This window comes from Marinobacter sp. DY40_1A1 (genome assembly GCF_016597815.1).
Classification (GTDB): Bacteria; Pseudomonadota; Gammaproteobacteria; order Pseudomonadales; family Oleiphilaceae; genus Marinobacter; species Marinobacter xiaoshiensis.
The window spans coordinates 847,410-864,648 of sequence record NZ_VCHA01000001.1 but is presented as its reverse complement, the minus strand read 5'-3'; the positions used below and the strand labels follow the sequence as shown (position 1 = coordinate 864,648).

The following is a 17,239-nucleotide window of genomic DNA, read 5'->3' as shown; positions in this document are numbered from 1 at the left end:
ATCAGCTGGATACGCCGGGAACTGAATGCATATCGACGGGTTCCCGATAGGTTTCCAGGCGCTTTAACCAGCCGGCCAGCCAGCGATCCCGCTCGACCGGGTTTGCTGCGTTTTGGGCGCGGCGCGTGAGCACATCGCCCGCCGCCTCACGAAACTCGTCTAACGTGCTCGGGGCCGCCTCAGCAGGCATAGCCAGTAAAACCTGCAACAACCCCCAACCTTCACCGTTGTAGCGTTCATCTGCAGATAATCCCTCCCCCTTGAAGTTCACGTAATCCATAATCGCGTAAACGCCGCCCGGGGTTTGGCTGAGCGTCTGTATATGCCGCTTCACATCTGCCTGACGCTCGTCAGGCGCGGCCTCAATTATTTTCACCAGCGATTCCTTTGCCCGGCGAAAGATAAACTCAGCCTGAATTCCCTGAGTTCCCGCCAGAAACTCCCTCAGCTCTGCTATTTCGGGGGAGTCGGAGACTTTAAGGAAGGTTTCCCGATCTGGCCAGGGAGCATCAAAAGGCTCGAGCTCCCGCAACCATTCAGGAATGTTGCGCTGGCGCTGCTCCATATACTCATAAAGAGCGGGGAAGCTTTCAACGAATCGCTCGGTAACTCCTTCCGGGTACCAGATAAAGTGGCCAATACCCAGCGAAGGGAACGCCTCCGATTCGTTCCAGTGAACAAGGCACTCGTACTTGCCGGCACACTCGTTCTGAAAAATCTTTTGGCCAACCCAGTCTAGCTGTGCGGGCTTGAGGGCGAGAGAGATGTCGCTGAAAGACTCCTCTGAATCCATGCCAATCTCTTTGACCATAACATCCGTTACGACACTGGCACTTCCAGAATTGTTTTTGGAATCACAACCTGACAACCCCACCATTGCCAACAAACACAGCCACCCAAGCGCCCTAGACAAATCATGTCCCCTCACCAATGAAAACAGACCAGCAGTATGAAGAGATTATTTTCAATATAACAGCGCGAGCACCAGATGACTGAACATGCCAGCTATGGACTTTTTCTGCGCGCATTTATAAAAAACCCCGGCATTAGCCGGGGAAACATCATTTCTATGTTAGGACAATAAAACCTTTAACCGGTGAGCTGTCCCCGCAGCACATGCTTTTGCAGCTTCCCCGTCGATGTTTTCGGCAAATCGTCCATAAAGACAATTTTCTTGGGCACCTTGAAACCTGCGAGATTTGCCCGGCAATAAGTCTCAATGTCCGCTGCTGTGAGGTGGTCATTGCCGGTTTTCAAAGTGATAAACGCGCAGGGGATTTCACCCCAGTGATCATCGGGTGCGGCAACAACAGCTGCTTCCAGCACTGCAGGATGATCGTAGAGCGTGCTTTCCACCTCAAGAGTCGAAATATTCTCTCCGCCAGAAATAATGATATCTTTGGAGCGATCTTTTATCTCCACGTATCCATCAGTGTGCCATACCCCCAAATCTCCGGTATGGAACCAGCCTCCGCTGAAGGATTTAGTGGTTTCTTCCGGGTTGTTCAGGTATCCCTTCATAACCGAGTTACCCCGAACAAAAAGCTCACCAATCGCTTTGCCGTTCTGTTCAACTGGCATGAGAGTCACGGGATCTGCCACCATCATTTCCGCCATGGACAATGACAGTATCCCCTGCCGAGCCATTTTCGCCGCTTTGCCCTTGGCATCCAGAGAATGCCACTCATCCTGGAACTCACAGATCAAGCTGGGGCCATAGGTTTCTGTCAAGCCATACAGGTGCACTACTTTCACCCCCATGGATTCCATAGCTGCAATCGTTGCGGCTGGAGGTGCAGCACCACCGGTAGCTGCGGTTACATGCTGGCTGAACGGCTTTTTATATTCTTCGGGGGCGTTGATAAGCATATTCAACACAACCGGTGCCGCGCAAAGATGAGTTACCCCGTGCTCGGCGATGGCATCGTATATTGGCTTCGGTTGTGGAGAGCGCAGGCACACATGAGTGCCTGCTACAGCGGTTACCGCCCATGGATAACACCAACCGTTACAATGAAACATCGGCAGCGTCCAGAGATAAACCGCACCTGATGGCAACCCAAAACCGATGATATTGCTCAAGGCATTCAAGTGCGCGCCACGATGATGATAAACCACACCTTTGGGGTTTCCGGTAGTGCCCGAAGTGTAGTTTAAAGCAATCGCCTGCCATTCATCGTCAGGCATATCCCACGCGAAATCATCATCACCCGTCGCCAGCAATGCATCGTAGGTCATCTTGCCGATCAGTTCGCCGCCAGCGAAATTAGGGTCATCAACATCAATAACAATCGGCTTGGCATCACATCCGACAAGAGCATCACGGGACCGGTCACTGTACTCCGTGTCAGTAAAAAACACTTTTGCACGCCCATGGTTGAGCATAAAGGTCATGGTTTTGGAATCAAGCCGGGTGTTCTGGGCGTTCAGAACGGCTCCGATCATTGGAACCGCAAAATGCAATTCGAGCATTTCCGGAATGTTTGGCAGCAGTGCTGCGACTGTGTCCCCTTTTCGCACACCAAGCTTGCGCAGGGCAGATGCCATCTTCAGGCAGCGCTGATAGGTTTCCGCCCATGTCCGACTGATACTGCCGTGGATAACCGCGGTGCGGGTTGGGTGCGCCAGGGCCGTTCTCTGGATAAAAGAAATTGGTGTGAGTGGCGTGTAGCTAGCTTCTGTTTTATCGAGCCCGAGCTCAAACATGTTTTCCATTATGTAAAACCTTTAGTTGATCTTTAGAACAAGTTTTGTCGCAATCAACTAACGTTGATCGGTTACTGGATCATCTGCCAACTCTTCATCGTGACCGTGATGTGTTGCAACGTAGGCATCTGCAAACCAGTTCTTCTCCAGGAAAAACCAGAGCACAAGGCCAACACCAAGCCCCCAGGCTGCGCCCTGCACCGCAAGCACTGATCCGACAATAACAGCGATGCCACGCTCAAGATTGGTCTGGCGATCCAGCATTTCGATTGCCAGGTACCCGCACAGATAGCCCTGTATCAATAGCGTCAGCGCCATGCCGATATTCAGCCCAGGTTTGAAAAGTGTCACCACAGGCACCAGCACAACAGCTATCGTCATACCCCAATACAGACTGGTTGCACCGCCCCAATAGCTGTCCATAACCGAGCGAGGGTTGTTCATGTAGCGGTTGATCACAAGCGCTTGGCCACCTGTCCATGCCGGGCCAGATAGACTGATGAAGGGCGCAAATATCCCATGCACCAAGTTGCGAATACCTACGATTATGCTGTTCCGCCGCGGGCTAAAAACCAACTTTTCATCCTTGCGAACAGCGTCGGCATTCTTGAATAACGAGTCCATAACCAGGATGTCGCCAAATGCAATAATGTAAGCCGCCAGCGCAAGCGGGATTGCATCAAGGAAGTACTGTAGGGGCGGCATCCCCAGCCCGAACACACTGTACTCTCGTACAATCGTACCCAAGGGAATGGTGGTGAAGCCCCACTCGATAACAGGCGCATCAACCTCTCCAATAATAATGCCGAGAACATAGGCGATCAGGAAAGGCACCGCTATGCCGTATTGGGCTACAAAACGAAAGAAGCCGTACCGGGCACGAAGTGGACTTGCTGTTTCCGAAAACAACATGAAAAAACCCAGTACGGCGCCGGTCAAGATGGTAATCGGCATCGTCCATACACGGCCATCTGCGCCAAATTCACCCATAATGGCGGAAATACCCGCACCAATCAGAATGCCGGATTTCAGTGACGCAGGCATTTTCCGCACCAACGCATCTGCTCCCTTGAACACCCCGAGACCAAGAAAAATAGCTGAGACGGTTAGCTGTAAGGCAATTAACGCCAGTATTCTGGCATCCCCCTCTGGGTAGCTCGACAAGAAGGCTACATACAAGGGAATCCCGGCTGTAATCCAACCTGCAACCGTTGGGTCACCGAAATGCGTGTGTACCAGATAAAGAATGTTGTTGAGGAGAACAAAAGCAACCGCAATTTCAAATGGAATCCCCAGAACAGAGGTCATCAATGCCGTAATACTCAGCGGAACGACACACAAAATCGCACCCTGCAGAATATCCGGAATCTCTATTTTGTAATGAACAAATGGTACACGGAGGTTTAGAGCTCCCAGCGCTGACGGCTGCTCTCCGCCAGTTGATCTCTTTTTTAAGGACATTGTTGTTGTTCTCCATCCAATTGAATTTCGAAATGCATAGGAAAGAAACTATCTCAACCCGAATACTAATAATAAATACCCGGCCAATCAAGGGTATTTACTCGATATAAAAGGCAAAACCCTTATTTTTCGAATGCCTTCGAATGGGACATACATATTTTTCCTGAACAGGTGTGTTATGCAGCTAATAAACAGGGGGTCTATGAGCCCACAACAGGCTCGCTACGGATCACGGGCGGTGAAAAAGCACCCATCGGCATATCCGACGCTTCCCCGCTAAACAATTCAATTTCCACGAGGCATGACAGTGCACTCGGTCCCTGAGCTAGGCGGGATGTTCCTTCATCCCGGGTAAGAACATTCGGGTTACCGTGCCGGCACGATACTTCCGTAGATGCAAGTTGTGGCGGATCAAACCAGGCCCCCGTGCTCAGCTGTAACACTCTCGGGCGCACTTCATCGCTAACCACGGCAGAGCATAGACAGGCACCACGGCCATTGAAGAGGCGAACCAGGCTACCGTCTACGATATTCCTGGCCTTGGCATCATCCGGGTGAATAACCACCGGCTCTCGCCCATTTATCTTTGATTTTCGGCTATGTGAACCGTGATCCAATTGAGAGTGCAGCTTGTTTTTCGGCTGGTTTGAAACCAGATGCAACGGGTATTCAGAGGCTTGCTGTCCCAACCATTCTTTGGGGTCATTCCAAAATGGAAAACCCGGACACTCCTCATAACCAAAGCCTGCGACAGTCTCGGAGAAGATCTCTATTTTTCCGCTTGGCGTTCCGAGAGCATTCGCCTCAGGGTTCTCACGAAAGGCTTTCATCAAAACCTGGGGTTCTTTCGGCATCTCATTTTCAAACCATCCTTTTGCTTTGAATTCTTCAAAGGTTGGTAGATTGATACCTCTAGCACCCGCCTTCTGCCGCGTTTCATCATAAATTACCTGCAACCACTGCTCTTCGTCGCGACCTTCTGTGAAGGCTTCACGTGCACCAAGCTCTTCCGCCAGCGCACTGAAAATCTCATAGTCTGTCAGGCTTTGGCCTACCGGCTCTGCGGCTTTTTGCATGTACACAAGGAAAGGGTCCCGGCTGGATGAGGCGATATCGTTACGCTCCAGAAAAGTCGCTGCGGGCAGAACTATATCTGCGTGTTTGGCTTGAGCATTCCAGCACCATTCATGAACAATAACCGTGTCGGGCTTCTGCCACGCCTTCCTCATGCGAACGAGATCCTGATGGTGATGAAAAGGATTCCCCCCCGCCCAGTAAACCAGCTTGATCTCTGGATAGGTTCCAGTCATTCCGTTGTATTCAAACTGCTTACCAGGGTTAAGCAGTAGATCTGTAACTCTAGCGACGGGAATAAAGCTTTTTATCGGATTCTTTCCCTGAGGTAGAGACGCACCGGGAATGCCCTCATAGTTAGCACCAATAGCGTTCATGGCACTGTAACCAAAACCTATACCACCACCAGGCAGGCCCAACTGCCCCAACATGGAAGCGACCGCGATTGCTGCCCAGTAGGGTTGCTCTCCATTGTCCTGTCGCGTAAGAGACCAGCTCACAGAAATCATTGTGCGTTGGCGAGCCATATCCCTCGCCAAATCCCGGATACGTGCAGCAGGTATTCCCGTCTTGAGCTCGGCCCAAGAGCAGTCTTTAACGACACCATCGGTCTCGCCCATGAAATACTGCCGGAAACGTTCATAGCCCACGGTATAGGTAGATAGAAACTCGGTATCTGCCAGCTTTTCAGTATGGAGGGTGTGTGCAATACCAAGAAGAAGTGCCACATCACTGCCTGGGTAAACAGGGATCCAGTCTGCACCCATTTCATCAAGAACATCTGAGCGTAACGGGCTAACATTAACGACCTTTACCCCATTTGAAGCTGCATCCAGCATGCCCTGCTTCTGTACATGGCGGCCTACACCTCCATTGGTCACCTGGCCATTCTTGGCGGGCGCCCCACCAAACGCCACAAACAAGCTGGAATGCTCCTTGATAACGTCCCAACTGGTTGCGCCGTTGACCATGGAATAAAAGTCTCCAAGCACATGAGGCAAAGTGACTTCAGCCGCTGCATAGCTGTATGTGTTCAATGAATAGGTGTAGCCCCCAACCGAGTTAAGAAACCTCTTTAACTGGCTCTGGGCATGATGAAAACGGCCTGCGCTGGACCAGCCATAGGAGCCACCATAAATAGCCCGGTTACCGTAACGGTCGCGAACTCGATTTAGTTCTTCTACCACCAGCTTGATTGCTTTAGACCAAGACACCTCAACAAACTCATCAGCCCCCCTGGCACCCTCTGTATTTCCTGGCCCATGCTCGAGCCATCCGCGCCGGACCATGGGTTTTTTGATACGCGTCGGTCCGTCAAGAACATCTACAATACCTTGTCCTATGAGCGACGGGTCTTCATCCCGCTCAAACCCTTCCAGAGCGGTAATGCTTCCGTTCTCCGCATGAACTCGATAGGTGCCCCAATGGCTGCTAGTGAGCGTTCCATTTTTCGCGTGCCCAGATGTCATGATTCGAGCCCTCTTCATTTTATTATTAGGAAAGGACAGCATAGACCAAAAGCAAGTACTTGTACTCGGTTTGTTTAAATTTAATTAAGCATTATTACTTGGCTTGCCAGGTATGCACCCGAACCATACAAAATATGGCGTATGCAGCTGTGCTAAAACTGGATGTAAAGGAGGAAGGTGAAAGGGAATTTGACATACTCAATGCCGTACGCAATGCTCCGAACCCGCTAGCCTGAATGAGGAGAGGATCAAGAATGACAGATGGCATGCACGAAAATTGGAATCTGGAACAGTTTCCGCTTCGCACCTATGACAAGCTGCGCTACGCAGACACAGATCGTCAGGGTCATGTGAACAATGCGGTATTTTCAACGTTTATTGAAACAGGGCGAGTTGAGCTGATCTACGATTCGGAAGCACCACTCGCATCTGCTGGCACCTCCTTCGTAATCGTCAATCTGAATCTGCAACTGCGCGCCGAGATTCGTTGGCCAGGAGTTGTGGATATTGGAACGGCCGTCACACGTGTCGGCAACAGTTCGATACAGCTATATCAGGGAGTTTTTCAGAATGGCGTGTGTTGCGCAACGGCCGAGACAGTGATTGTTTGCGTTGACGATATCACCCAAAAACCGATCAGGTTACCGGACGCTGCCAGACAAATCCTCGCTAGGCTTTGACCCGCTGTGCTGTTGGATTTACAAGCTTGTAATACCCTGTACCAATCCTAGCGCTATGGCTACCTGTACCAGTTCCGCAAACGAATCTACTTTCATTTTTGCGGTCATATTAGCCCGGTGGCCTTCCACTGTTTTTCTGTTAATACCGAGTTCATCCGCCGCTTCCTGGTTAGACAACCCCTTAACGATCAACTCCAGTACCTGACGCTCTCTTCGAGTCAACCGGTCGTAACAGTCTCTTATACGCGACTGGGAGCGGCGATAAACAGAACGAGCCCGATCTTTTTCCAATGCATTATGCACATGATCAATCAGGGTTTGGTCATCAAATGGCTTTTCAATAAATGTAATGGCTCCCTGGGTCAGGGCGGTCACTGCCATATCCACATTACCGTGGGCCGAAATCATGATTACCGGCAGCTCAATATTGTATTCCGGCAGTTTTTTCTGGGCATTAATACCGCTCAAGCCGGGCATCCGCACATCCATTACAATACAACCACTGGCGCCAACATCGAAAGTTTCAAAGAACGTCATGGCATTCTCGTAGGTCTGAACATTGAGCCCTACAGACTCCAGCAACCACTTCAATGAATCTCTAACGTCGGTGTCATCATCAATTACGAAAACTGTTTGTGCGTCGTTATTTGAGGTCATGAATAATCAGTCAGCAATATTGAGAGTAAATGAAAAACGTGCGCCGCCAGTATGGAGGTTTTCCGCCCAGAGCTCGCCACCAAGATTCTCTACCAATGAACGACTGATGGCCAGCCCCATTCCAAGCCCGGTCTCTTTGGTTGAGAAAAAGCGATCAAAAAGACGGGACATATCCACCTCGGAAATACCCCGCCCCTGATCCTCAACTTCCACTCTCAGCTGCCCGCTCTCATGAGGTACGACTCTGACATGCACAATGGCAGCGTCCTCACGATCAGTAGAAGCACTCGCCTCTACAGCATTCACGATCAAGTTCAACACTACCTGCTCCAACTGCACCCGATCACCTTTAACTTCTGGCAAATTCAAATCGGGCTCAAAAACTACGGACACGTTGTGCCTTTCAGCCGTGCTCTCGCAGAAGTTGATCATCTCACCAATCAAATCCGGTAAATTGAGGCGAGTAACGACTGGCTCCTGCTTTCTCGTGAAATCCATCATCCGATGGATGATCTCACCTGCCCTCAACGCCGTACGGATACTTCGAGTAATCGGCAATTCCACATCGCTCCATGAGAGCGTGGGCTTGTCCGCAAAGCGTCTCTCGATGCCCCGCAAATAATTCACCATAGCGGAGAGTGGTTGGTTAAGCTCATGGGCCAGGCTTGAAGCCAGCTCCCCCATAGTTACCAACCGGCTGGCGTGATCAATTTCAGCCTGATACTGCTTGAGTTGGTCTTCGGCGGCCTTTTTCTCGGTAAGATCGTGAGCGACCAGTGAAAAATACTCGATATCCCCATGCAAGGATCGGTGAGCCAGGAGCTCTAGCATGACCGGTATGCGAGACGCATTCAGGTTTTGCATCGTTAGCTCTCCACGCCAACTTCCTGTTTCCTCTGCTGCTGGAAAGCCTTCATCCATCAACGTGGCAAGGCCCTTTTCGGTCACAAGCCACGAGAGCGGAAATGAGCTGTAATCCGTGCACTCCATTTCAAGAGCCTTCCGGGCAGCTTCATTCAGGTGCGAAACGGTAAAATCCAGATTCGCAAATATAACCAGGTCCTGAGTGCTCTCCAGCACCCGCGCCAAACGGCGGCTTGCTTTATCTGCCATGATCCGGTGGGTTGCATCCCGAGACACCACCAGTATTTCCCGAATATCGTTGGTCTCCGGGTCTCGAATGGTCCGGCTGGTACTTTCCAACCAGATGTAGTGTCCATCTTTACAGCGAAAGCGATAGGTATGAGTGTACAAACCCCGATCATAACTTACCGTGGGTGCCCGTAAGCGGAAGTCTTCAACATCATCCGGGTGGTAGAGATCGTATGCCGAGATCCCAACAATTTCTTCTACCGTGTAGCCCAGCAAATGCGTAACCGCGGGAGAGGCATATATAAACAGCCAGTCTTCCGGTGTGTGGCGCGAAATCATGTCTGTAGACTGCTCAGCCATCTCCGCCAGCAAACGGTTGCGCTCAGCGTCGTCAGTCAGGGCGGTAAGCCCCTCTTCCGGGGTGCGATTTTTCATGGGGTACGTTTTTTCATGGGTAACGGGTTCTCGGAACTCGGGTTGCCTTGTCGAACCCTATTCTGACTGTCTCCGGGGCCCTTAGCCACACTGCATCAGGGCCCCGTGACTTACTAGCGCAGGAACTCTTTACTGAAGGTCTTGAATTGAGCCGCATCAGAACGCCGTATCCACTCGAACCCGACCATTTCTTTTGTGACAATTCTGGCTCCGGCTTGCTCCATCCGTCGTAGGGCTACTTCGGTGTCGTATGGGTTGCGGGCCGAAATGGCATCCGCTACCACAAATACCTCCAACCCCTTCTCAAGCAACCTGATCGCCGACTGCATCACGCAAGCTTGAGATTCCATGCCGCACAAAACAACCTGTTTGCGATCGTGCGTTCGAAAGGCATTTTCGAACCCGGGGTCATCAATGCAAGAAAAGTGAGCTTTGCCGTATATATTGGCCGGGCCCACCAGTTCACGCAAACCTTCTTCAGTAGGCCCCAGTCCATCGGGGTATTGCTCTGAGCCCACCACCGGCACGTCCAGCAGTTTTGCCAGACGAACCAACCAACTGCAGTTATTCACCAGCTTATCAGCTTCATGCACGCCACCTAATAGCCGGGCCTGAACATCAATCACGGCAACGATGGACTTCTCTTTATCCATTAACATAACAGTCTCCAGATTTAGGCCGGTCGGCGATCGACCATATTGGTGGCGACACCTTCCGCAACAACTTTCTCTCCCACCTTGCAGATGGTTTCCAACTTCACTCGGCGGCGCTCTTCGTTTATTTCAATAACTTTTGCAGACGCAACCACCGTATCGCCAATATGAACCGGCGCTTTAAACTTGATTTGCTGATCTATATAGATCGCACCCGGGCCAGGCAAGCGCGTGCCCAATACGGCGGAAATCAGCGCGGCACTGAACATGCCGTGAACGATCCGCTCTTTAAACGGCGTGGTCTTCGCATACTCGGCATTTATATGTACCGGGTTGTCGTCACCACTAATACCTGCGAACAACACCACATCAGCTTCCGTAATAGTCTTGGCGTAGAACGCCTCCATTCCAACTTCCAGATCTTCCAGATAGTAACCGTGTAATTCTTGCATTGTGCTTCCTCATATTGAACCATTCGACCACTACATTACTGGTTTATATGCACCAAACCAAGTACTTTTACTTGGTTTTTTCAAAATGCTCTGGTAGCCTTCCCTCTTCAATAAAGACAACACCGCTTTGTACCAAGGGAGTCGAGGTTATGCAGAGGCAACCCGTAAGCATTTTTGAAAGGGCCTTCAAGAAGCTGGTTTCAGGCGGACTGGAATCCGTAGGCCGTCGTGGCTCAGACATCCTGAGCATTGCGGAAGACCTCCCGGAAGCTGATATTGCTATCGTTAAGGAGTGGATAGACGACTGCCTCTCCGAGAATGGCGGTCAGGTAGAAGCTCGCAAACGGGCAGCCTTGTTGGGCCGCGCCTATCTGAAACTGACCACAACAGGAAGAACTCGCTTTCTGGGTTTGCTTGCAGAGCATTACGGCGTTAACGAGATGACCGTAGAGAGTGCTATCGATCAATGGCACAACGCCAAGCCCAACGAAAAAACAGAAGCCGCGCAATCCTTACGCAAGGCTCTGATACCAAGCCGAACGGCGCTTCTGAAGCAATTCAATGGGGTACCTTCCGGCGTCAAATTCCTGGTAGATATGCGGGAGGAGCTGCTCAGGCTGCGCAAAGATTATCCGCAACTGAGGCCACTGGAAACGGATCTACGCGATTTGCTGGCCACCTGGTTCGACATCGGCTTGCTCCAACTGGAAGAGATCAGCTGGAACTCCAGCGGCGCAATGCTCGAAAAGCTAATCGCATATGAAGCTGTACACGCCATCAAGAGCTGGAGCGACCTCAAAAACCGACTGGATTTCGATCGCCGCTGTTTCGCCTTTATTCATCCCAATATGCCAGACGAACCACTGATTTTTGTAGAGGTGGCTTTGGTGAATGGTCTTGCCGACAACGTTCAAAGGCTTCTGGACGAGCACGCGCCAACTGAGGACATCGACAAAGCCGACACTGCCATTTTCTACTCAATTTCCAACGCCCAACAAGGCTTGGCGGGCATCAGCTTCGGTAACTTCCTGATCAAGCAAGTGGTCAGCAAGCTACAGGTCGAGTTCCCTCAGCTTAAGCAGTTCGCCACTTTGTCACCTATTCCCGGTTTCCGCCGCTGGCTTGAAAACACTCCAGCCGACCAGCTCATGCAGCTACCTGGCGGTGAGCAGTGGCTCAGCACGCCGCCGCCACGTGATCCAGTGCTGGCAAGCAAGGGGGACACCACCGGCACCCAACAAGAAGCCATCCTGAAACTTGCTGCTGCCTATCTGAGCTCGACCAAGCCCGGCACATCACGTGCAAACGATCCCGTAGCGAACTTTCATCTGAGCAATGGCGCCCAGCTCGCGCGGCTCAACTGGATGGCTGACACCTCGGATAAAGGTCTGAAGCAGTCAGCCGGATTGATGGTGAACTATCTGTATGAGCTCCCGAAAATCGTACAACGCAGCAATCAGTACACCTCACAGGGAATCATTTCCCAGTCATCGAATATCAAGAAACTTTTGAGATAAACCACCCGTAAACGTAAGGAGAACACCATGACTAATCGTATCGCAGTTGTTACCGGAGCCGCCGGTGGTCTGGGTACCGCCATGTGTAAAGCGCTAGCAGCTCAGGGCCGCAAAGTGGTGGGCACTCACCTACCCGGTGAAGAGTTCACGGCAAAGGCAAAAGACTGGCAGGCCAGCCTGCGTGAAGACGGTGTTGATGTGGCTATTTACCCGCTGGATGTAACTGACTTTGAAGGCTGTAAAGCATTCGTCGCTGCTGTCGAGCAGGATCTGGGCCCCATCGACATTCTGGTCAACAACGCCGGTATCACTAACGACGCGCCTCTAAAGAGAATGCAGCCAGAGCAGTGGAATCAGGTCATCAATGTGAACCTGACCTCCATGTTCAACATGTGCCAGCAAGTGTTCGAAAACATGTGCGAGCGCGGCTTTGGACGTATCGTCAACATTTCGTCTCTGAACGGTGAGAAAGGCCAGTTTGGCCAGAGCAACTATGCCGCCACCAAAGCAGGCATTTACGGATTTACCAAGTCGATTGCCCAGGAAGGCGCCAGAAAGGGTGTAACAGCCAACTCGGTTTCCCCTGGCTATATCGACACCCCGATGGTTCGCCAGGTGCCTGAAAAAGTGCTGAACAACATTGTTGCGGGAATTCCTGTTGGCCACCTTGGCAAGCCTGAAGACATCGCAAGGGCCGTCGCTTATCTGACAGCTGATGAAGCAAGCTTCGTGACCGGCACCAACATGTCGGTCAACGGCGGCCAGTACATGAGCTAAGGGAGCACACCATGACAGCGTTCAGAGCACCCACCCGCGAGATGGCGTTCACCCTGCAGAACGTCGCAGGGTTTTCAGAAATGGCCAAAGCCTGCGGTTATGAAGACGCCTCCGAGGATGTCGTTGCAGCCATTCTTGAAGAAGCCGCGCGTTTTGCCAGTTCCGTCATCGCGCCAACCAACGTCACCGGAGACCAAACCGGTGTGCGCCTGGATTCGAACCACAATGTGGTCACGCCTGACGGCTTCCGTGAAGCGTACCAGCAGTATGCCGAGAGTGGTTGGGCCAGCCTGCAGTTTGACCCGGAGTTTGGTGGCCAAGGCTTGCCTTTCTCACTGGCCATTCCTGTGCAGGAAATGTGGCACGCCGCAAACATGGCGTGGGGGCTCTGTCCGTTGTTGTCTCAGGGCGCGGTTGAAGCGCTTTCAGAGAATGCCAGCGATCTGCTGAAACAACAGATGCTGCCGAAAATGATTTCCGGGCAATGGACCGGAACCATGAATCTTACCGAACCCCAGTCTGGCTCGGATTTATCGGGCATTCGGACTCAGGCCCGTCCGGATGGCGATGTTTACCGGATAAAAGGTCAAAAGATTTTCATCACTTGGGGTGAGCACGACATGGCGGAGAACATAATCCACCTTGTGCTTGCTCGCCTGCCTGATGCCCCTCCAGGGGTAAAAGGTATTTCACTGTTTGCCGTACCCAAATATCTCCCGAATGCTTCCGGAGAGCCCGGCGAAAGAAACGACTGCCAGGCGGTCTCGCTGGAACACAAACTCGGCATCCACGCCAGCCCCACCTGCGTAATGAGTTTTGGCGACAATGAAGGCGCCATCGGTTATTTGGTGGGCGAGGAAAATCGTGGTTTGGCCTGCATGTTTACAATGATGAATAACGCCCGCCTGACCGTTGGTTTGCAAGGCGTGTCCATTTCCGAGCGCGCTTATCAGCAAGCGCGGGACTATACCCTGGAGCGCACTCAGGGTACGGCGCCGGGCGAACAAGGTGTGTCACCTATCATCAAGCACCCGGACGTGCGCCGAATGCTGATGATCATGAGAACCTTGACCGAAGCAGCGCGCGGACTCGCCTACACCGGCTGTGTGGCCGTCGATTACGCCAATGCGGAGAACCTGCCAGATGACATCAGGGCTCGTTATAAGCGTCGAGTTGACCTGCTGACACCACTGGTTAAGGGCTGGTGCACAGAAATCGCCCAGGAAGTAACCTTTCTGGGCATCCAGTGCTATGGCGGCATGGGATTTATCGAAGAGACAGGCGCTGCACAGCACTATCGTGATGCCCGCATTCTGCCGATTTATGAAGGTACCAATGGCATTCAGGCACTGGACCTGATTGGCCGGAAAACAGTTCGTGATCAGGGCCGGGCTATGGCTGAGTTGATTGACGACATGCGCCCTCTCACTGGCCCTCTGCAAAGCAATTATGTGCTGACAGCCGCGCGCCAGGCTAAATTTGACCAAGCACTGGCCTTCCTTGAAGATGCGACCAGAGTGGTGCTGGAGCGGAGTGATGATGACCAGTTTACTGGTGCCGTTGCCTTCGACTACCTTATGCTGAGCTCCACAGTGACCGCAGGTTGGTTGATGTTAAAAGCTGCCACTGCCGCAGCCAACGATCATGCTGAACAAGGTACATTTGCGGCCAACAAGTTGGCGACAACCAACTTTTTCATTGATTATATTTTGCCGCGCTGTTCAGCGCACCTGAGCGCGATACGATCCGGCGACGACGCCATTATGGCGCTGCCGGAGACAGAGTTTTAATTCAGTCAGGAGCCAAAGCCTCATGTACATCAACGGAGAATGGTTAACCGGGCGCCCTGAGCTCTCGGTGGCGAACCCGGCAACGGGCGAGATCATCGGGCATGTGCCCAACTGCACGGACCAGGACATCGAGACGGCCATCGCGGCCGCAGATTGTGCCTTTAAGGAATGGAAGAAAACTACCGCTTATTACCGTTCCCAGCTACTTTACCGGGCTTGGGAACTGATGATCCGGCAGAAGCGTGAACTGGCTGAACTGATGACTCGCGAACAGGGAAAACCCCTGAAAGCATCACTCAATGAAGTACAGTACGGCGCAGACTTCCTGCTGTGGTTTGCTGAAGAAGCCAAGCGCATATACGGGCAAAGCATACCTTCTGCCCGCGAAAACCAGCGCTTTCTTGTTCAGAAGTCTCCAGTCGGTGTAGTTGGTGCAATTACGCCCTGGAACTACCCTATTTCCATGATTACCCGCAAGCTTGCACCTGCGTTAGCGGCCGGCTGCACCGTAATCCTGAAACCTGCTGAAAGCACCCCTTTGTGCGCCAAGGCCATGATGGAGATTTTCGCCGAAGCAGGCTTTCCGCCCGGTGTTGTCAATATGCTCACCGTGCAGGACCCATCTCGGGTAGGCGATGCTTTTTGCACAGACCCAAGAGTCCGCAAACTGACCTTCACAGGCTCCACCCCGGTTGGCAAAAAGCTGAACGGGCTGGCAGCAGCAAACATGAAGCGAGTGTCTATGGAACTTGGCGGCCATGCGCCTGCCATTGTATTCCCCGATGCCGATCCCGTTCACGCTGCCAAAGGGCTGTCTCTGGTAAAATTCCTTAATACCGGCCAGGCCTGCATTAGCCCTAACCGGATATTTGTGCACGAAGACCACCTGAAACCTTTTATTGCAGAGCTGACCAGTCGGGCAAATCGCCTGATAGCCGGTAATGGCATGTCAGAAGGCATTGGTGTCGGCCCGTTAATCAATGAACAGGCCCTCCAAAAAGTCGATAGCCAGGTTCAAGACGCAGTTGCTCAGGGAGCAAAGGTAGAAACCGGGGGGCAACGCTTGACAGAAAATGGCCTCTCAAACGGTTACTTCTACGCGCCAACCGTACTCTCCGGCGTAACCCCGGCAATGAAAATCTACCGGGAAGAAACCTTTGGCCCAGTCGCTCCTGTTATCACCTATCGCTCAGAAGATGATGTGATTGCTATGGCCAACGACACCGAGTTTGGATTGGCGGCTTACATCTACAGCAACAACATGGCGACAGCTATGCGCGCATTTGAGGCTCTGGATTTCGGCATTATTGGCATTAATGACATCAACCCAACCAGCGCAGCAGCCCCCTTTGGTGGCATGAAAAATAGCGGCCTTGGCCGGGAGGGTGCCCAAGAGGGCATTGAAGAATATCTGGAAACAAAGCTGGGGGGGGTCGCGATCTGATTAACCGCTTCAATTTTGAGCACCCAACATGACGGAGGGCATTTTGAAAACAAGCAGGATGGAAATAGCACTCCCGTCCTGCTTGCACACTGATGCCACAAAGCGTTTGCCGCTTTCTGGCATTCTGCTAACGCACTGCTGTCTTACTTCTCCACAAATGCCCGTTCAATCACGTAGTGACCTAAATCGCCACCCCGAGCTTCCTTGAAACCCATTTCATCAAGAATGGAGCAGGTGTCCTTAAGCATGCTTGGACTTCCACAAATCATGAACCGATCATCTTCAAGATTCAGCTCGGGCAAGCTAAACTCACTGGTTATCTTGCCGCTCTGCATAGCACGGGTAAGCCTGCCCTCATTGCGGAAAGGCTCACGGGTAACCGTTGGGTAGTATTCCAGCTTACCTTTAACCATCTCACCAAAGAACTCGTTTTCCGGAAGCGCTTCAATTTCCTGCTGATATGCAAGCTCTGACACATATCTCACGCCGTGGGTCAGGATTACCTTGTCAAACGCTTCGTAAATCTCAGGATCTTTGATGATGCTCATGAATGGCGCAAGCCCGGTACCTGTGCTGATCAGCCAGAGATTTTTTCCCGGTAACAGATTGTCAAGGACCAGGGTTCCCGTAGGCTTACGGCTAACGAGAATCTCATCACCCACCTGAATTTTCTGCAGGCGGGATGTCAACGGGCCGTCCTGAACCTTGATTGAGAAGAACTCCAGCTCCTCTTCATAGTTCGCACTGGCAATGCTGTAGGCGCGCATTAAAGGCTTGCCTTCAGACTCCAGACCAATCATCACAAAATGGCCGTTCTTGAAACGAAACCCGGGATCGCGACTGGTTTTGAAGCTAAACAGGGTGTCGTTCCAGTGATGTACACTGGTTACTGTTTCTTTTATCAGGTTACTCATTAAAGCCCCTTACCCGTTTGATTCGCTATCGGCGGAGAATGTAAAAATAGGAATTGCCTAAAGTCTAACCCACCATTAACCTATCGATGAAATGGGATATTCCCATAACCCTATTCGG

Annotated in this window: 14 protein-coding genes; 5 read left to right on the top strand and 9 right to left on the bottom strand. The window is 51.9% G+C overall.

Annotated features, from left to right (window positions below; genetic code table 11):
- Nucleotide 1 precedes the first annotated feature (1 nt).
- The 4 genes from FFI61_RS03975 to FFI61_RS03960 form a co-directional block, all read right to left on the bottom strand.
- Entirely contained in the window at nt 2–811 is an 810-nt protein-coding gene (locus tag FFI61_RS03975) for a hypothetical protein (RefSeq protein ID WP_227714580.1), read from the bottom strand.
- Nucleotides 812–1,089: 278 nt separating this feature from the next.
- A complete protein-coding gene (locus tag FFI61_RS03970; RefSeq protein ID WP_200369354.1) occupies nt 1,090–2,715 on the bottom strand; it encodes an AMP-binding protein in 1,626 nt (541 codons plus the stop codon).
- A 48-nt stretch (nt 2,716–2,763) separates the two neighbouring features.
- Entirely contained in the window at nt 2,764–4,167 is a 1,404-nt protein-coding gene (locus FFI61_RS03965) for a hypothetical protein (protein ID WP_200369353.1), read from the bottom strand.
- A 200-nt stretch (nt 4,168–4,367) separates the two neighbouring features.
- Nucleotides 4,368–6,710, bottom strand: coding sequence for a molybdopterin guanine dinucleotide-containing S/N-oxide reductase (locus FFI61_RS03960; protein WP_200369352.1), 2,343 nt, complete (start codon nt 6,708–6,710; stop codon nt 4,368–4,370).
- Between the two features lie 254 nt (nt 6,711–6,964).
- Here FFI61_RS03960 and FFI61_RS03955 point away from each other — a divergent pair, with 254 nt between their 5' ends.
- On the top strand, nt 6,965–7,390 hold the full coding sequence (locus FFI61_RS03955) for an acyl-CoA thioesterase (protein WP_200369351.1): 426 nt from the start codon (nt 6,965–6,967) through the stop codon (nt 7,388–7,390).
- A gap of 18 nt (nt 7,391–7,408) precedes the next feature.
- On the opposite strand, the gene FFI61_RS03950 is transcribed toward FFI61_RS03955, so the two are convergent.
- From FFI61_RS03950 to FFI61_RS03935, 4 genes are all read right to left on the bottom strand, one after another.
- Nucleotides 7,409–8,047, bottom strand: a complete 639-nt coding sequence (locus FFI61_RS03950; RefSeq protein ID WP_200369350.1) for a response regulator transcription factor — start codon at nt 8,045–8,047, stop codon at nt 7,409–7,411.
- Between the two features lie 6 nt (nt 8,048–8,053).
- Nucleotides 8,054–9,574 (bottom strand): PAS domain-containing sensor histidine kinase, encoded by a 1,521-nt coding sequence (locus FFI61_RS03945; protein ID WP_200369349.1) that lies wholly within the window; start codon nt 9,572–9,574, stop codon nt 8,054–8,056.
- 113 nt (nt 9,575–9,687) lie between these two features.
- Nucleotides 9,688–10,233 (bottom strand): hydrolase, encoded by a 546-nt coding sequence (locus FFI61_RS03940; RefSeq protein ID WP_200369348.1) that lies wholly within the window; start codon nt 10,231–10,233, stop codon nt 9,688–9,690.
- Between the two features lie 14 nt (nt 10,234–10,247).
- Nucleotides 10,248–10,679: a MaoC family dehydratase gene (locus tag FFI61_RS03935; RefSeq protein WP_200369347.1), complete on the bottom strand. Its 432-nt coding sequence runs from the start codon at nt 10,677–10,679 to the stop codon at nt 10,248–10,250.
- A gap of 149 nt (nt 10,680–10,828) precedes the next feature.
- On the opposite strand from FFI61_RS03935, the gene FFI61_RS03930 reads away from it, so the two are divergent.
- The 4 genes from FFI61_RS03930 to FFI61_RS03915 are packed head-to-tail and all read left to right on the top strand — an operon-like array spanning nt 10,829 to nt 16,207.
- Nucleotides 10,829–12,196: a malonyl-CoA decarboxylase gene (locus tag FFI61_RS03930; RefSeq protein WP_200369346.1), complete on the top strand. Its 1,368-nt coding sequence runs from the start codon at nt 10,829–10,831 to the stop codon at nt 12,194–12,196.
- A 27-nt stretch (nt 12,197–12,223) separates the two neighbouring features.
- Nucleotides 12,224–12,973, top strand: coding sequence for an acetoacetyl-CoA reductase (gene phbB, locus FFI61_RS03925; protein WP_200369345.1), 750 nt, complete (start codon nt 12,224–12,226; stop codon nt 12,971–12,973).
- An 11-nt stretch (nt 12,974–12,984) separates the two neighbouring features.
- Nucleotides 12,985–14,763 (top strand): acyl-CoA dehydrogenase, encoded by a 1,779-nt coding sequence (locus FFI61_RS03920; protein WP_200369344.1) that lies wholly within the window; start codon nt 12,985–12,987, stop codon nt 14,761–14,763.
- 22 nt (nt 14,764–14,785) lie between these two features.
- Nucleotides 14,786–16,207, top strand: coding sequence for an NAD-dependent succinate-semialdehyde dehydrogenase (locus tag FFI61_RS03915; RefSeq protein ID WP_200369343.1), 1,422 nt, complete (start codon nt 14,786–14,788; stop codon nt 16,205–16,207).
- A 143-nt stretch (nt 16,208–16,350) separates the two neighbouring features.
- Here FFI61_RS03915 and FFI61_RS03910 read toward each other — a convergent pair whose 3' ends face one another.
- A complete protein-coding gene (locus FFI61_RS03910) occupies nt 16,351–17,121 on the bottom strand; it encodes a ferredoxin--NADP reductase (RefSeq protein ID WP_200369342.1) in 771 nt (256 codons plus the stop codon).
- Between the last annotated feature and the right edge of the window lie 118 nt (nt 17,122–17,239).

Excerpts from the sequence above, each read along its gene's own strand:
- FFI61_RS03975 (WP_227714580.1), bottom strand. The coding sequence starts at position 811 with ATGGTCAAAGAGATTGGCATGGATTCAGAGGAGTCTTTCAGCGACATC.
- FFI61_RS03970 (WP_200369354.1), bottom strand. The coding sequence starts at position 2,715 with ATGGAAAACATGTTTGAGCTCGGGCTCGATAAAACAGAAGCTAGCTAC.
- FFI61_RS03965 (WP_200369353.1), bottom strand. The coding sequence starts at position 4,167 with ATGTCCTTAAAAAAGAGATCAACTGGCGGAGAGCAGCCGTCAGCGCTG.
- FFI61_RS03960 (WP_200369352.1), bottom strand. The coding sequence starts at position 6,710 with ATGACATCTGGGCACGCGAAAAATGGAACGCTCACTAGCAGCCATTGG.
- FFI61_RS03955 (WP_200369351.1), top strand. The coding sequence starts at position 6,965 with ATGACAGATGGCATGCACGAAAATTGGAATCTGGAACAGTTTCCGCTT.
- FFI61_RS03950 (WP_200369350.1), bottom strand. The coding sequence starts at position 8,047 with ATGACCTCAAATAACGACGCACAAACAGTTTTCGTAATTGATGATGAC.
- FFI61_RS03945 (WP_200369349.1), bottom strand. The coding sequence starts at position 9,574 with ATGAAAAATCGCACCCCGGAAGAGGGGCTTACCGCCCTGACTGACGAC.
- FFI61_RS03940 (WP_200369348.1), bottom strand. The coding sequence starts at position 10,233 with ATGTTAATGGATAAAGAGAAGTCCATCGTTGCCGTGATTGATGTTCAG.
- FFI61_RS03935 (WP_200369347.1), bottom strand. The coding sequence starts at position 10,679 with ATGCAAGAATTACACGGTTACTATCTGGAAGATCTGGAAGTTGGAATG.
- FFI61_RS03930 (WP_200369346.1), top strand. The coding sequence starts at position 10,829 with ATGCAGAGGCAACCCGTAAGCATTTTTGAAAGGGCCTTCAAGAAGCTG.
- phbB (WP_200369345.1), top strand. The coding sequence starts at position 12,224 with ATGACTAATCGTATCGCAGTTGTTACCGGAGCCGCCGGTGGTCTGGGT.
- FFI61_RS03920 (WP_200369344.1), top strand. The coding sequence starts at position 12,985 with ATGACAGCGTTCAGAGCACCCACCCGCGAGATGGCGTTCACCCTGCAG.
- FFI61_RS03915 (WP_200369343.1), top strand. The coding sequence starts at position 14,786 with ATGTACATCAACGGAGAATGGTTAACCGGGCGCCCTGAGCTCTCGGTG.
- FFI61_RS03910 (WP_200369342.1), bottom strand. The coding sequence starts at position 17,121 with ATGAGTAACCTGATAAAAGAAACAGTAACCAGTGTACATCACTGGAAC.